Source organism: Amycolatopsis sp. NPDC000009, from assembly GCF_055563465.1.
In genome coordinates, this window is the sequence record NZ_JBVHDI010000003.1 from 36,756 (window position 1) to 51,594 (window position 14,839).

The window sequence follows — 14,839 nt, forward strand, 5'->3', positions numbered from 1 at the left end:
CCTGCGGGCACCGTGTCCGCAGGGCAGCCGAAAGCATCACCGAGAAGGGAACAACCAGTGGCAGACAACGCAGAGATCCTCGCCGGCCTCGCCGAGATCGTCGAAGAGGTCGCCGGTGTGGCGCAGGACGACGTGACGGCCGAGAAGTCCTTCGTGGACGACCTCGACATCGACTCGCTGTCCATGGTGGAGATCGCTGTCCAGGCCGAGGACAAGTTCGGCGTCAAGATCCCGGACGACGAGCTGGCGAACCTGAAGACCGTTGGCGACGCGGTGAACTACGTGTCGGCCAACTCCAAGTAAGTCCGACTTCTTGATTGGCGCCGACCTTGGGGAGACTCCAATGAGCAACATCGACGTCGTGATCACCGGGATGGGCGCGACCACGCCGCTCGGCGGGGACGTCGCGTCCACGTGGGACGGCCTGCTCGCCGGGGCGAGCGGGATCCGCCGTATCGAAGCCGACTGGGTCGACGAACTCGAACTGCCGGTGAAGATCGGCGCCATGCTCGCCGTCGACCCGTCCGAAGTCCTGCCGCGGGTCCAGGCCCGGCGGCTGGACCGCTGTGAGCAGGTGGCGCTCATCGCCGCCCGGCAGGCTTGGGCGGACGCGGGCTTCGAGCAGCCGACCGACGAGCATCAGGATGTGGAACCCGAGCGCCTCGGGGTGACCATCGGTACCGGTGTCGGCGGTCCGGTCACCCTGATCTCCCAGAACGATCTTCTGCACAAGCAGGGACTCCGCAAGGTCTCCCCGCTGACCGTGCCGATGCTGATGCCGAACGGCCCCGCCGCGCACGTCGGGATCGACCTGAAGGCGCGTGCCGGTGTGCACTCGCCCGCGTCGGCCTGCGCGTCGGGTGCGGAAGGCATCGCCGCCGGCTACGAGATGATCCGCTCGGGCCGTGCCGACGTCGTGGTCGCCGGTGGTGCCGAATCGTGCATCCACCCGATCACCCTCGCCGGTTTCGCCCAGGCGCGGACGGTGTCCACCCGCAACGACGACCCGGCGAAGGCGTCCAGGCCGTTCGACGTGAACCGTGACGGTTTCGTCCTCGGCGAGGGCTCCGGCGTCGTGATCCTGGAGCGGGCGGACCGCGCCAAGGCCCGCAACGCGCGGATCTACGCGCAGCTGAGCGGGTACGGGATCACGTCGGACGCGTACCACATCACGGGCAACCACCCGGAGGGCGTCGGCCAGATCGCCGCCATGCGGCAGGCGATGACGATGGCCGGGGTCTCCCCTGCCGACGTCGGCCACGTCAACGCGCACGCGACCTCGACGGTCGTCGGCGACGTCGGCGAGGCCGCGGCGATCCGCAACGCCGTCGGTGAGCACGTCGTGGTGACCGCCCCCAAGGGCGCGCTCGGCCACCTGGTCGGCGGTGCGGGCGCGGTCGAGGGGATCGCCACGATCCTGGCGATCTACCACGGTCTCATCCCGGCGACACTGAACCTCGAAGACCTGGACCCGAAGGTGCAGCTCGACGTCGTCTCCGGTGAGGCGCGCAAGGTCGAGCTGGGCGCGGCGATCAGCAACTCGTTCGGCTTCGGTGGGCACAACACGGCGCTGCTGTTCACCCCGGCGGCCTGATTTCAGTACGTGAAGGCCCCCTTCACCGCGTCTAGCGCGGTGAAGGGGGCCTTCACGTACTTCTTGGGTGGCGCGGGCGGCTTCATGGTCAGCTCACCGAACGCGGTGTTGCGAAAGCCACTTTCGCAACGTTGAAGGTTGTGAAAGTTGCCGGCCTTCCACGATGTCCGTGAAGGCCTCCTTCCCTACCCTGAAGGTAGGCAAGGAGGCCTTCACGGACATCTGAAGTTCGGGGCGCGGTGGAGGCAGGCTTTCGCAACACGGCTGTCTGCCAACCGTGGCGGTTCAGGCGTCCTGGCGTTTGACCAGATGCCGCCCGATCCACCAGGCGGCCTCCACCAGCACGATCCCCACCCCGGCACAGGCGAACGCCGACAGCGTGTACGCGCTCACGCTCGGGTCCAGCGCGAAGAACTTCTGTGTGAACGGGATCAGGAACAACGCGAGCGTCAGCACGACCATCCCGCCGATCAGCAGGATCTTCCACCACCGGTACGGCCGCGCGACGATCCCGAGCACCCACAGCGCGATCGTGATGAGCGTGATCAGCGCGGTCGTCCCCGCCTGGATCTTGTCCAGTTCGGACTGTCCGGATCCCTTGTACACCAGCAGATAGCTCACGAACGTCGCGGTGGCGATGACCAGCCCGGCCGGGACGGCCATCCGCATCACCCGCCCGACGAAGCCGGTGCGGGCGCGTTCGTTGTTCGGCGCCAGCGAGAGCACGAAGGCGGGCAGGCCGATCGTGAACCACGCGGTGATCGTGATGTGCCGCGGCAGGAACGGGAACGGCACCTGCGCGATGCCGACCATCAGCGCCAGCAGGACCGAATAGACCGTCTTGGTGAGGAACAGGTTCGAGACGCGTTCGATGTTGCCGATCACCCGCCGCCCTTCGGCGACGACGTGCGGCAGGGTTGCGAACTTGTCGTCCAGCAGCACGATCTGCGCGACCGCGCGGGTGGCCGGGCTGCCGGCGCCCATGGCGACGCCGATGTCCGCGTCCTTCAGCGCGAGGACGTCGTTCACGCCGTCGCCGGTCATCGCGACGGTGTGCCCCTTCGACTGCAGGGCACCGACCATCGCGCGTTTCTGCATCGGGGTCACGCGGCCGAAGACGGCGCGATCCTCGACGGTGTCGGCCAGCCTCTCGGCGTCGTCCGGCAGTTTCCGCGCGTCGACGGGCTTGTCCGCGCCCGGCAGGTCCAGGGTGCCCGCGACGGCGCCCACCGAAATGGCGTTGTCGCCGGAGATGACCTTGACCGCGACGTCCTGGTGCGCGAAGAAGTCCAGGGTGTCCTTCGCGTCCGGGCGGACCTTCTGTTCCAGCACCACGAGCGCGACCGGTTCGATCTCGCCGGGGCCTTCGGCCGCGTCGACGGCCCGCTCGGCACGGCCCAGCAACAGGACTCGCAAACCGCGCGAACCGATCTTCTCCGCCTCCGCCCGGTGCTCGCCCTCGGGCAGGAGGACGTCTGCCGCGCCGAGCACCCAGTCGCCGTCGGGGCCGAACGAAGCACCACTCCACTTGCGCGCCGAAGAGAACGGCATGGTCGTGGAGACCCGCCAGCCCGGATCGGCCCGGTGCGCCTCCGCGATCGCCTGAAGGCTCGCGTTCGGGCGCGGATCGGCGGCGGCGAGCGCGGCGAGCACGTCGTCCACCGGATGGCCCGGCGTGATCTCCCGGACCTCGGAAAGCCGCATCGCGTTCTCGGTGAGCGTGCCGGTCTTGTCCGCGCACACCACGTCGACCCTGGCGAGTCCCTCGATCGCCGGGAGTTCCTGCACCAGGCACTGCCGCTTGCCCAGGCGGATGACGCCGACCGCCAGCGCGACACTGGTCATCAGCACCAGGCCCTCGGGCACCATCGGCACGAGCGCCGCGACCATGCCGCGCAGCGCGTCCGGCCATGCCTGGTCGCCCGCGAGCTGGTTGTAGATCGTCAGCGCGCCGGCCGGGATGAGCAGGTACGTGATGAACTTGAGGATCTTGTCGATGCCCTGGCGCAGTTCCGACTTCACCAGGGTGAACTTGCTGGCCTCCGCGGCCAGCTTCGCCGCGTAGGACTCGTCGCCGATGATGTCCGCGCGATAGGTGCCGCTGCCGGCCACGACGAAGCTGCCGGACAGCACCTTGTCGCCGGGCTGCTTGACCACCGGATCGGATTCACCGGTCAGCAGCGATTCGTCGACCTCCAGCGCGTCGGCCGTCAGCGCCGGGCCGTCGACGACGATCTTGTCACCGGGCCCCAGTTCGACGAGGTCCCCGAGCACGACGTCTTCCGGGGCGATCTCGCTGCTCTGCCCGTCACGGCGGACGGTGGGCTTCGCCTGCCCGACGATCGCGAGCCGTTCCAGTGTCCGTTTCGCCCGGAGTTCCTGGATGATGCCGACCGCGCTGTTGACGATGATCAGCCCGCCGAACAACCCGTCGATGAAGTAGCCCGTCGACAGGATGAGCACGAACAGCACGCCGTAGATCGCGTTGATCCGGGTGAGGACGTTCGCCCGGATGATTTCGCCGGTCGTCCGGCTGGTCTTCGTCGAGACCGTGTTGGTCTGGCCCGCGGCCACCCGCTGGGCGACCTCTTCGCTGGTGAGCCCCCTCGAGGCGTCGGTCAGCAGGGCCGGCTGATCAATTGCCATGCCCGCGACTCTATTCCGCCCGGCTCCCGCTCGCGTCAGCCTCGGGGACCATGTCACCCCTTACTTCAGCATCTTTCGTGCTCGGGGTTGGTCCCGCCGTCGGTCGTGTCGACGCGCCACGACCCGCTCTCCAGTCGCAGCGGCAGTACCAGCCGCCAGCGGATGCACCCCTCCGGCAGGTACAGCGGCGCGTCTTCGACGTCCTGCGTACTGGTGAAGGCGACGAGCACCCGGAGCGTGGTCGGCGTGCCCGGCTCGACGCGGTAGACGAGGATGCTGCCGTCCCGAGTGGACTGATAGTCCTTCCTCCACTCCGCCGCGGTCTTGGTCTTGGCCCGCTCGCGGCTGACCACCGATGTCCACTTCGGATAGTCGCGGTCGTTGATGGCGTCGAAATACCCCTGCAGCACCTGCCGGACGCTCTGGTACCGCGGATGTGCGAAGACGTCCGGGGTCACCTCGACGACGGGCGAGCCGGGCTGCTGCTCCGGGGCGACGGACGTCGGCGACTCGCTCACGACCGGCTCGGTGGGCGCGGCCTCCGGGCGCGTGTAGAGATCACGTGCCAGCAGCCCCACGCCGACGGTCAGGGAGATCACGACCACGAGGACGGGGATCAGCCACCGCTGGCGAGAGAGGGGGCGAGGCTGGGCGGTCACCCTGAAAGGTTAGCCGCCCGCCTCTTCCGTCATCACCGGCGTCTACCCGACCTGGTGCAGCCAGGTGACCGGGGCGCCGTCACCGGCGTGCCGGTACGGTTCGAGCGCTTCGTCCCAGTTGGCGGCGAGGAGCTCGTCGAGCTTGTGCGCCAGCGATTCGCCGGTGCGGACCTTGCTCACCAGGGCGCGCAACTGGTCCTCGCCCACGACGATGTCGCCGTTGGCGCTGGTCCTGCCGTGCCACAGGCCGAGGCCCGGAGCGAAACAGAACCTCTCTCCGTCGACCCCCGCACTGGGCTCTTCGGTGACTTCGAACCGGATCATCGGCCACGCCTTGAGCGCGGACGCCAGCTTTCCGCCGGTGCCCGAAGGCGCACGCCAACCACATTCGGCGCGGAGCTGTCCTGGACTGGCGGGCTGCGCCGTCCACTTCAACTCGACTCGGGCACCCAGGGTGCCCGAAATGGCCCACTCGACGTGCGGACACACCGCAGACGGCGACGAGTGGACGTACACCACGCCACGGGTGTTGCCACGGGTGCTCACTGCTGACCTCCGCTACTCGACGAGGGGCGTCTTCCCCTACGACCTCGCGAGCTGCGCTGGTCAGGTGGCTCGTGCCGCCTCCCGGTACGCGTGAGCACATTGTGCACCCCAACTGTGCTGTTTGGCCACATGAACACCACAAGTCGCACCTGATTGGGACGCACGACTCGCGTGAAGGCCCCCTTCCCTCGGCTGAGCCGAGGGAAGGGGGCCTTCACGAGGGTTAACCCTGGGCGCCGAGCGACTTCGCCGGGGCGAAGGTGTCCACCAGGCCGGTGCCCTTGTCACCGCGGTCCCGTGTCGGCGACAGCCGGAGGGACCCCTCACGCGGGTGATCGGGTCTGCGGCGAGGAGCGGCGTCTCGCCTGAAGTACGTGAAGGCCCCCTTCACTACCTTCAGGGTAGGCAAGGAGGCCTTCACGGACTTTGGGACGGTTAACCCTGGGCGCCGAGCGACTTCGCCGCGGCGAAGGTGTCCACCAGGCCGGTGCCCTTGTCGAAGCTCGACGTGTACGGTCCGGCCGCCACGTACGGCGAGCCGTTGGCGAATTTGTACGCCGTGCCCTTGATCGCTGCCTCGATCTCACCCGGGCTCGCGTTCGGCGCGACCTGGAACAGCTGCGCGACGATCCCGGTGATCTGCGGCGCCGCCATCGAGGTCCCGCTGATCACGTTGTAGGTGCCGAGGTCCAGCAGTCCCGGGCCGTTCTTGGGCTGGAGACCCTGGGTGCAGATCGGCTGCGTCGGACGGCACGCCGAGAGGATGTTCTCCCCCGGCGCGGAAACGTCGGGCCAGCTCGCCTGGTCGGTCTTGAGGCCGCGCGAGGAGAAGTCGGACACCGTGCCGTCGCGGGTGCCGGTGCCCTGGTCGTTGAACGACGCCGCGGAAAGCACGCCCGGCGTCGGGTCCTGCCCCGGCGGGTTGGAGAGGTTCGCCGAACCGTCGCCGCCGTCGTTCCCGTTCGCCCACACCGTGACGACGCCTTCCGCGGCGAGCGCGCGCTGCAGCTTCACCGTCGCCGAGTTCGGGTCGAAGGTGCCGCCGCCGCTCGGGCCGTAGGAATTGTTGGTCACCTTGATCGGAGGGCACACCGAGGCCGCGACGCCCGCACCGCAGGGCGCCTTGTGGTTCTCCAGTACCCAGTTCAGCGCCGCGTCCGTGCCGAGCACGAGCAGCGCGGCCCCGGTCGAGACCGAAACGATCTTCGAGCCCGGCGCCGAGCCACCGACCTCGGTGCCGTCGGACAGCTTCAGCCTGCTCCCGGCGGCGATACCGGTGACGTGCGTGCCGTGGCCGCCCAGCGACAGCGTGTCGGTGTCGACGGAGGTCGGGACGTCGACGATGCAGTTCGTGGCGGTGCCGTTCAGGCAGAGGCTCTTGAGGTTGCGCACGACCCGCGTCTTGCCGTCGGCGCCCTTGAACGCCGGATGCGTCGGGTCGACGCCGGTGTCGATGACCGCGACCGAGACGCCCCTGCCGTCGACGGGAGCACCACCGGCGTCCTTGAGCTGCGTCTGGGTCTGGAGGCTTCGCGTCGCCGTGGTGCCGGGGCTGCCGTGCGCCTTGAGCTTCTCGTTGCCTTCGACGTAGGTGACCCCGGCGGCCCCGCGGACCGCGCGCACCTGGTCCGCCGTGCCCCGGACGGCGACGACGCCGATCTTCCGGAACGAGGTGATCTTCGCGAGCCCGGCCGTGCGGGCGGCGCGTTCGGCGGTGGCGATGTCGTCGGCGTGCACGAGCGCGGTCACCCCGGTGGCGCCGGTGGTGGCCGAGAGCAGGCGGGAAAGTCCGGGAGCGACGGGTGCGAGCGGTCCCGCGGCCTGCGCGGGAACCATCCCCACGGCCGGGACGGCTAGCAGGGCGACGACGAGTGCTGCACGTCGACGCCAGTGGCGAAATGCGGCCATGTGTTTCTCCTGGTGACAGAGGGCAGGGAACTGTCACCTACCAACGAGTACCACCCGGACGGGTGACGGTGCTCACGCGCATTACAACTTTTCGGACCAACATCACCCCGCCTACCTGCGACGTGTCTTTCGGTTGCTCCGGATGGAGGCGCTAGTTTGTGCAGCGAGACCGACGAGATGGGGAGGGGTTCGGTGCGACTCGTTCGCCTCGCTCAGCAGCCGTCCCGGGTGGCCGAGGACGTCCGCGCCGCGCTGGCTTCACTCGGCCGGGGCAGCAACGTCGTGGGCGGGGTCGCCCTGATCGGCGCCAGCCCGGTCGACGGCAGGCCGGTCGAAGCCGTCGTCGTCATGCCGAAGGGTGTCCTCATCGTCATCGGCGTCGACCTGCCGGATCCGGCGCTGAAACTCGAAGCCCCGCTCGGCGGGCCGTGGAAGGCCGACGGCTGGCCGCTGGTCCACGGCGACACGTCGATCAACCCGGCCACGGACGCGCTCTCGCTGTCCGCCGCGTGCACCCACAAGATCGCGGACGTCGCCCCTGGCGCCGGGCCGATCGGCACGATCATCGCCGTCGGGCCGTATGTGGAGACGGTCGACCAGCCCGCCGCGGATCTCGCCGGCTCGGTCCGCGTCCTCTACCCGACGGCGACGACGATGCTCGCCGCGACGATCTCCCTGGCCAGCGCGCCCCGCCCCCGGTCGGTCCAGCAGGCGCAGGAGCTGATCGCCGCGCTCGCCCCGGACGCGCCGCCGATGCCCGAAGAGATGTTGCTCGGGGAAGGGTTCAGCGCCTACTCCGACGACGAGCCGACGGTGATCCGCGAGAACCCGCTCGTCGCGATCGCGCCGACGGTTCCGGTGGAGCATCCTGGAAAGAGACCCAAGAAGTCGGCGGTCCCGCCCGCCAAGCCGGTGCAGGCCGCTCCGCCCGTTCAGCAGGCTGTCGCCGTGAAGCCCCCGCAACCGGAGGCCGCCCCCGCCGAGCCCGGTCCGAAGACACCGCACCAGTCCAAGACGGTGAAATGGCTCCCGGTCGCCGCGATCGGCCTGCTCATCGTGCTGCTGATCGCCGCCATCAGCGTCGCTTCCGGCGGTGACGACACGGCGTCCACGCAGCCTCCCCCGCCCCCGGCCCCCTCGACCAGTCCGCCGCCGAGCAGCAGCGCGGTGGAGAGCATCCAATTCACGTCGCGGGCGTCCGCCGCGGACCAGAAGTGCGCGTCGCACGCGTACGGCGACGTCCAGTCGAGCCTCCAGCAGACGAGTTGTTCCGCGGTCAAACGAGCGAGCTTCGCCGGCTCCATCGACGGCCGGAACGCCGCGGTGACCATCGCCGTCGTGGAGTTCCCCGACGCCGGGCAGGCGACCGCGTTCAAGGCCACCGCCGACACCCCCGGCGGGGGCGGCATCCTCGACCTCGCCACCGAGACCACTCAGTGGCAGGGCGAAGTCCCGGTGTTCGAAGGCGCCGCCTACCAGAGCAGCCTTGACGGGAAGTCGGTCCGGCTGGTCCAGGTGGTGTGGGTGCCGGGACCGTCCACTCCGGACGATCCCGGCCTCGTCCGCGGCGCGAAGGCCGCGCTCGAACTGCCTGTGCAGGGCTAGAGGCCGTACGCCTCCAGAAGGCGCAACCACACCTCGCTGATCGTGGGGAACGACGGGACCGCGTGCCACAGCCTCGGCAGCGGGACCTCCCCGACGATCGCGATCGTCGCCGCGTGCAGCAGCTCCGCCACGTCCTGCCCGACGAAGGTCGCGCCGACGAGGACACCGCGTTCGGTGTCGACGACGATCCGCGCCTTGCCCGCGTAACCGTCCGCGTGCAGTGACGAACCGGCCACCGCGATGTCGATGTCGACGACGCGGTGCGGCTTGCCCTCCTCCGGCCCGGCGAGCCCGACCGAAGCCACCTCCGGGTCGGTGAACACGACCTGCGGGATGGCGTGGTGATCGGCCGTGGCGCTGTGCGCGCTCCACGCGGCGGAGTCGACGGGCTCGCCCGCCGCCTGCGCGGCCACCGCGTCGCCCGCGGCCCTGGCCGCATATTTGCCCTGATGGGTCAGGGGCGCCCGGCCGGTGACGTCGCCGACGGCGAACAGCCAGTCACCGTCCACAGCGGACACCCGGCCGTTGTCGTCCGTGGTGAGCGGCGCGCCCGCTTCGAGCCCCAGCGTTTCGACGCCGAGCCCGTCGGTGGCCGGGCGGCGGCCGGTGGCGACGAGCAATTCGTCGACGACCAACCGCCGGCCACCCTTCAAGGCCAATTCCTTACCACCGTCCACAGCGGACACGGAGTCGAGACCCGAGCCGGTGTGCACGGTGACCCCGGCTTCGCGGAGCCCCTCGGCGACGGCGTCTCCCGCGAACTCCGGCAGCCGCGGCAACGGACGTTCACCCGAGATGATCAGGTGGACTTCGGCGCCGAGGGTGGCGAAGGCCTGCGCCATTTCGACACCGACGACACCGCCGCCCAGTACGCCGAGGCGGCCCGGAACCTTCTCCGCCGAGGTCGCCTCTCGCGAACCCCACGGGGAAACGGTGTCCAGCCCGGGGATCGACGGCGTCCGCGGGACGCTGCCCGTGGCGACGATCACCGCGTGCCGCGCGGTCAGGACGTCCCCGCCGTCGACCGTGATCTCCCGTTCACCGGTGATCCGCCCGTGGCCGCGGATCGGGACGATCCCGGCGCCTTCCGCCCACTCGACCTGTCCGGTGTCGTCTCCCTTGCCGGTGAACCAGTCCCGGCGCGCGAACACCTCGGCCGGGTCGACCGCGTCGCCCACCGGGACGCCGGGAACCCGTTTGGCGGCGGCGAGGAGGTTCCCCGGCCGCAGCAGTGCCTTGCTCGGAATGCAGGCCCAGTAAGAACATTCGCCGCCGAAGCGTTCGTGTTCGACGAGCGCGACCCGGAGGCCGCCCCGCGTTGCCCGCTCGGCGGCGACCTCGCCGACCGGGCCGCCTCCGATCACGATCACGTCAAAATCCTGTGCTGACATGCATTCAGCGCACACCACCGCGCAGCTTCGCGCAACCTGCCGCTATCCTCGTGTCGCTGCGTGAGTCATCAGCCGCGGGTCAGGTTTCACCGTGCCGGTTACGCAGTAGAACGATCGAGCGCGGGAGGTTTTTCATGGCCAGGAACACTGCTGTGCATTTGCTGGATGATCTGACCGGCGAGGCGGCCGAGGAAACGGTCGCCTTCGGTTTGGACGGAATCGCTTACGACATCGACCTTTCGGCCGACAACGCCACCGCACTCCGGGAAATCCTGCGTGCCTATGTGGAGAACGGCCGCCGGATCGGCGGACGGAAACTGCGGCCTCGGGTCGTGCAGCGGCCCAAGGGCACACGCGTGACCAAGTCGACGCCCAAGACCGCGGCCACCGCGGCGAAGGCCGAGTCGAAGACGGCCGCGAAGCCGGGCCGCAAGCCCGCCGCGAAGGGCGTCGCCGGCCGCAAGCCCGCCGCCGCCAAGAAGGCCGCCGCCACCCCCAAGGCTCCGGCCAAGACCACGGCGAAAGCCACCGCCGCCAAGGCGAAGTCGACCCGCGGCACGGCGGCGAAGACCACCGCGGCCAAGGCGCCCGCCGGTCGCGCGAAGGCCGCGGCCGCGGCGAAGACCCCGGCCAAGGCCGCACCGAAGGCCACTGCCAAGACGACGGCCACGAAGGCGGCTCCGAAGAACGCGGCCGCGAAGACGGCCTCCGCCAAGGCCGCGCCGAAGGCCGCGGCCAAGGCTCCGGCGAAGAAGGCAGCCGAACCGAAGAAGACCGCGCGCGCCTCTCGCAAGGTGCCCGCCGTCACTTTCTCGGCCACGGAAAAATAGTTTCGCTAAAGGTAAATGGCCCCCTTCGCGTAATCGCGCGAAGGGGGCCATCTTGTGTCCGGTCTCGTGAGTGGTAATGACGGTTCTAACCGTCATTACCACTCACGAGACTTTTCGCTGAGCGCCTTCGGCATGCCATTCCGGGTAGTGGTACCGCGTGTGCTGGAGCGAGCGATACAGCTCCAGCTCCTCGGCCGAGGGCTTCCGGGTGGTGAGTTCACCCAGTTGCGCGGCCGCCGCCACGCGGACCGCGGCCGTGACTTCGGCAACACCTTTGCGCAGGCCGTGCTCGGCGAGCGACGCGACCCGGCTCCGGTGGGAGTCGAGCGGACGGGGATCGGCGGGTGCCGAAGTGAGATACCGGCCGACCCGTTCCGCCGCCGTCGAGACGAGCAGCGTGGAATGCGCGAGCAAGCCCGTTCTCGTCCGGAACACGGCGAAACCGCACAGCTTCGCGTCACCCACGAACAGGCCTCGATCACCGAGCCGCGACGGCAGCCCGAGTTCGGCCACCGTCGCGGCCATCAGTTCCCCGAGTGCTTCCAAGGGTCTGACGGACTTCTCCGCCAGACCGAGCCCCGGCAGGACGAGCGTGATGTTGAGATTGCCGGGATCGTGGAACACGGTGCCGCCGCCGCTGGCCCGGCGCAGCACCGGGACGCCGTCGCTCGCGCAGACGTCGGCCTTGACCTCGCGTTCGATCTTCTGCCCCCGCCCCACGACCACACAGTCGGTGTTGCGCCAGATCCACAGGACCGGCGCCTCCGGTGCGGCACGCAGGAGGGCTTCGTCGAACGCGAGGTTGTCGGCCGGGTCGTCGAACGAGGCGACGACTTCCGAGGGACCGATCACAGTGCTTTGAGTTCCTCCACGATCTCGCCCACCGACGATTTGGCGTCGCCGAAGAGCATGCTGGTCTTCGCATCGTAGAAGAGCTCGTTGTCGATGCCGGCGAAGCCCGAGCTCATCCCGCGTTTGAGCACGATCACCGACCGGCTGTGGTTCACCTTGAGGATCGGCATCCCGTAGATGGGCGAGCCCGGATCGGTCTCCGCGGCCGGGTTCGTGACGTCGTTCGCGCCGATCACCAGCGCGACGTCGGTCTGGGCGAACTCGGAGTTGATCTCGTCCATCTCCTTGAGCTGCTCGTACGGGACGTCGGCCTCGGCGAGGAGCACGTTCATGTGCCCCGGCATCCGGCCTGCCACCGGGTGGATGGCGTACGCGACCGTGATCCCCTTGGCCTCCAGCAGTTTCGCCATCTCGCGGACGACGTGCTGCGCCTGCGCGACGGCCATGCCGTAGCCGGGCACGACCACGACCTTGTTGGCGTACGCCATCTGGATCGCGGTGTCGGACGCGCTGGTGCTGCGGACCGGCCGGACCTCGCCGGATCCGCCGCTCGCGACCGCCGTGCCGCCGCCGAACCCACCGGCGACGATGGCCGGGATCGACCGGTTCATCGCCTTCGCCATCAGGTTCGTCAGGATCGAACCCGAGGCGCCGACGATCATGCCCGCCACGATCAGCGCGGTGTTGTCGAGCGCGAGCCCCATGGCCGCGGCCGACAATCCGGTGAGCGCGTTGAGCAACGAGATGACGACCGGCATGTCCGCGCCACCGATCGGCAGCACGACCACCACGCCGAGCACGCCGGCCGCGACCAGCAGGCCGATCATCAGCAGTTCGGCGTCACCGCCGCTCGCGATGACCACCGCGAGGACGATCGCGGCGATCAGCACCAGGGCGTTCACCGGCTGCTGCAGTTTGCCCAAGGTGATCGGGCGGCCGGAGATGAGTTCCTGCAGTTTCCCGAACGCGATGTTCGAGCCCCAGAAGGACACCGAACCGACGATCGCGGCGAACAACGACGCGATCGCGACGTACGCGGGCTCATGCGCGTAGCCCTCGGTGGTGCGGAACTCGACCCACGCGATGAGCGCGACCGCCCCGCCGCCGACGCCGTTGAACAGCGCCACCATCTGCGGCATCGCGGTCATCTTCACCTTGCGCGCGGAAGGCACGCCGACGACGACACCGATCGCGACGCCGAGCGCGATGAGCAGCCAGTTGCTCATGCCCGGCGTCAGCAGCGTCGCGATCACCGCGATGGCCATGCCGACCGCGGCGATCCAGTTGCCGCGCACCGCGGTGCGCGGACCGGTCAGGCCCATGAGGCCGTAGATGAACAGGGCGAAGGAAATGATGTAGAGGACGGCGATGAAGTTCGTCACTTGTCACCACCGTCTTCCGGCTTCTTCGCCTTGAACATCGAGAGCATCCGGTCGGTGACGAGGAAGCCGCCGACCACGTTGATCGTGCCGAAGGCGATCGCGATCACCAGCAGGATCTTGTTCAGTACGCCGTCGACCCCGAGGCCGAGCACGATCAGCCCGCCGAGCAGGACGATGCCGTGGATCGCGTTGGTGCCCGACATGAGCGGGGTGTGCAACGTGTTGGGCACCTTGGAGATGACCGTGAAACCCACGAATCCGGCGAGTACGAGGATCGCCAAACTGCCTACGAGCATCACTCGCCTCCTTCTTCTTTTCCGGCCACGCAGGCCCCGGCGACGATCTCGTCGGAGAAGTCGAGCGCGAGCTTGCCTTCGGAGTCGACGAGCAGTTCGAGCAATTCGGTGACGTTGCGCGCGTAGAGCTCGCTGGAATGCGCGGGCATCTCCGCGGCGAGGTTGAGCGGCGAGCAGATCGTGACGTCGTGCTCGACGACCTCCTCGCCCGGTTTCGTCAGTTCGCAGTTGCCGCCGGTCTCTCCGGCGAGGTCGACCACGACACCACCGGCGGGCATCCCCTTCACCGCGTCGGCGGTGACGAGGACCGGAGCCCGGCGGCCGGGGACGAGCGCGGTGGTGATCACGACGTCGAACCTCGTGATCGCCTCCGTGAGCCTGCGTTGCTGCTCGGCCTTTTCCTCGTCGGTCAGCTCGCGGGCGTACCCGCCCTCACCGACCGCCTCGATGCCGAGGTCGAGGAATTTGGCGCCGAGCGACTTCACCTGCTCGCCGACCTCGGGCCGGACGTCGTACCCGGTGGTCTGCGCGCCGAGCCGTTTCGCCGTCGCCAACGCCTGCAACCCGGCGACACCGGCGCCGAGCACGAGCACCTTCGCCGGCGGCACCGTCCCGGCCGCGGTGGTGAGCATCGGGAAGAAGCGGGTGAGCTTCTCCGCGGCGAGCAGGACCGCGCGATATCCCGCGACGCTGCTCTGCGACGACAACGCGTCCATCGCCTGCGCGCGGGAGATCCGCGGGATCGCCTCGACGGCGAAGGCGCGCACGCCCGCCGATTCGAGCGCCGTTATCCCGTCGGGATCACCCCTCGGATTCAGGAAGCCGATGAGAATGGTGCCCTGTTTGAGCTTCGCGACTTCGGCCGCGCTCGGAGGCGCCACCTTCACCACGATGTCGGCATCCCACGGATCGCCGATCACCGCACCCGCCTGCTCGAAGGTCTCGTCGGCGAGCAGCGCGCCGGCGCCCGCCCCGGGCTCGACCACCACCCGCAGTCCGCGTCCGGAAACGCGCTCGATGAGTTTCGGTACCAGCGCGATACGGCGTTCGCCTTGTCCGGTTTCCCGGACCACACCGACCGTGAGCTGCTCGTTCTCTGCCGCCACAGGCGACCTCCTCGCTGGAGAGGA

Annotated in this window: 14 protein-coding genes; 4 read left to right on the forward strand and 10 right to left on the reverse strand. The window is 69.3% G+C overall.

The window, feature by feature from the left end:
* Window positions 1–57 precede the first annotated feature (57 nt).
* Both ACZ3HL_RS10025 and ACZ3HL_RS10030 read left to right on the forward strand, forming a co-directional pair.
* Window positions 58–303, forward strand: a complete 246-nt coding sequence (locus ACZ3HL_RS10025; RefSeq protein ID WP_004559006.1) for an acyl carrier protein — start codon at window positions 58–60, stop codon at window positions 301–303.
* A gap of 40 nt (window positions 304–343) precedes the next feature.
* Complete coding sequence (locus tag ACZ3HL_RS10030; RefSeq protein ID WP_340687428.1) at window positions 344–1,594, forward strand: beta-ketoacyl-[acyl-carrier-protein] synthase family protein; 1,251 nt, start codon at window positions 344–346, stop codon at window positions 1,592–1,594.
* Window positions 1,595–1,879: 285 nt separating this feature from the next.
* Here the strand turns inward: ACZ3HL_RS10030 and ACZ3HL_RS10035 are convergent, their stop codons facing one another.
* From ACZ3HL_RS10035 to ACZ3HL_RS10055, 5 genes are all read right to left on the reverse strand, one after another.
* Complete coding sequence (locus tag ACZ3HL_RS10035) at window positions 1,880–4,240, reverse strand: cation-translocating P-type ATPase (protein ID WP_465530101.1); 2,361 nt, start codon at window positions 4,238–4,240, stop codon at window positions 1,880–1,882.
* 65 nt (window positions 4,241–4,305) lie between these two features.
* The gene (locus tag ACZ3HL_RS10040) at window positions 4,306–4,899 is read right to left on the reverse strand and encodes a hypothetical protein (RefSeq protein WP_465530103.1); all 594 of its coding nucleotides are present in this window, start codon (window positions 4,897–4,899) and stop codon (window positions 4,306–4,308) included.
* A 42-nt stretch (window positions 4,900–4,941) separates the two neighbouring features.
* A complete protein-coding gene (locus ACZ3HL_RS10045) occupies window positions 4,942–5,445 on the reverse strand; it encodes a DUF3145 domain-containing protein (protein ID WP_091599164.1) in 504 nt (167 codons plus the stop codon).
* Between the two features lie 223 nt (window positions 5,446–5,668).
* The gene (locus tag ACZ3HL_RS10050; protein WP_465530105.1) at window positions 5,669–5,836 is read right to left on the reverse strand and encodes a hypothetical protein; all 168 of its coding nucleotides are present in this window, start codon (window positions 5,834–5,836) and stop codon (window positions 5,669–5,671) included.
* A 44-nt stretch (window positions 5,837–5,880) separates the two neighbouring features.
* Window positions 5,881–7,353, reverse strand: coding sequence for a S8 family serine peptidase (locus tag ACZ3HL_RS10055; RefSeq protein ID WP_465530107.1), 1,473 nt, complete (start codon window positions 7,351–7,353; stop codon window positions 5,881–5,883).
* A 192-nt stretch (window positions 7,354–7,545) separates the two neighbouring features.
* Between ACZ3HL_RS10055 and ACZ3HL_RS10060 the strand changes: the two genes are divergently transcribed.
* Window positions 7,546–8,958 (forward strand): hypothetical protein, encoded by a 1,413-nt coding sequence (locus tag ACZ3HL_RS10060; RefSeq protein ID WP_465530109.1) that lies wholly within the window; start codon window positions 7,546–7,548, stop codon window positions 8,956–8,958.
* Here ACZ3HL_RS10060 and ACZ3HL_RS10065 read toward each other — a convergent pair.
* Complete coding sequence (locus ACZ3HL_RS10065) at window positions 8,955–10,328, reverse strand: dihydrolipoyl dehydrogenase family protein (RefSeq protein ID WP_465530111.1); 1,374 nt, start codon at window positions 10,326–10,328, stop codon at window positions 8,955–8,957. The two genes, ACZ3HL_RS10060 and ACZ3HL_RS10065, sit on opposite strands and share 4 nt — an antisense overlap.
* A gap of 155 nt (window positions 10,329–10,483) precedes the next feature.
* Here ACZ3HL_RS10065 and ACZ3HL_RS10070 point away from each other — a divergent pair, with 155 nt between their 5' ends.
* On the forward strand, window positions 10,484–11,179 hold the full coding sequence (locus ACZ3HL_RS10070; RefSeq protein ID WP_465530113.1) for an Lsr2 dimerization domain-containing protein: 696 nt from the start codon (window positions 10,484–10,486) through the stop codon (window positions 11,177–11,179).
* A 102-nt stretch (window positions 11,180–11,281) separates the two neighbouring features.
* Here the strand turns inward: ACZ3HL_RS10070 and ACZ3HL_RS10075 are convergent, their stop codons facing one another.
* From ACZ3HL_RS10075 to ACZ3HL_RS10090, 4 genes are read right to left on the reverse strand one after another with little or no spacing between them, the layout of a single operon-like run.
* Entirely contained in the window at window positions 11,282–12,031 is a 750-nt protein-coding gene (locus ACZ3HL_RS10075) for a lipoate--protein ligase family protein (protein ID WP_465530115.1), read from the reverse strand.
* Window positions 12,028–13,413 carry an NAD(P)(+) transhydrogenase (Re/Si-specific) subunit beta gene (locus tag ACZ3HL_RS10080; RefSeq protein ID WP_465413257.1) on the reverse strand — a complete coding sequence of 462 codons (1,386 nt, stop codon included), beginning with the start codon at window positions 13,411–13,413 and terminating at the stop codon, window positions 12,028–12,030. The genes ACZ3HL_RS10075 and ACZ3HL_RS10080 overlap by 4 nt, the downstream gene beginning before the upstream one ends.
* Complete coding sequence (locus ACZ3HL_RS10085) at window positions 13,410–13,709, reverse strand: NAD(P) transhydrogenase subunit alpha part 2 (protein WP_007032801.1); 300 nt, start codon at window positions 13,707–13,709, stop codon at window positions 13,410–13,412. Before ACZ3HL_RS10085 ends, ACZ3HL_RS10080 begins: the two co-directional genes overlap by 4 nt.
* Window positions 13,709–14,815 (reverse strand): Re/Si-specific NAD(P)(+) transhydrogenase subunit alpha, encoded by a 1,107-nt coding sequence (locus ACZ3HL_RS10090; protein ID WP_465530117.1) that lies wholly within the window; start codon window positions 14,813–14,815, stop codon window positions 13,709–13,711. The genes ACZ3HL_RS10085 and ACZ3HL_RS10090 overlap by 1 nt, the downstream gene beginning before the upstream one ends.
* Window positions 14,816–14,839 lie beyond the last annotated feature (24 nt).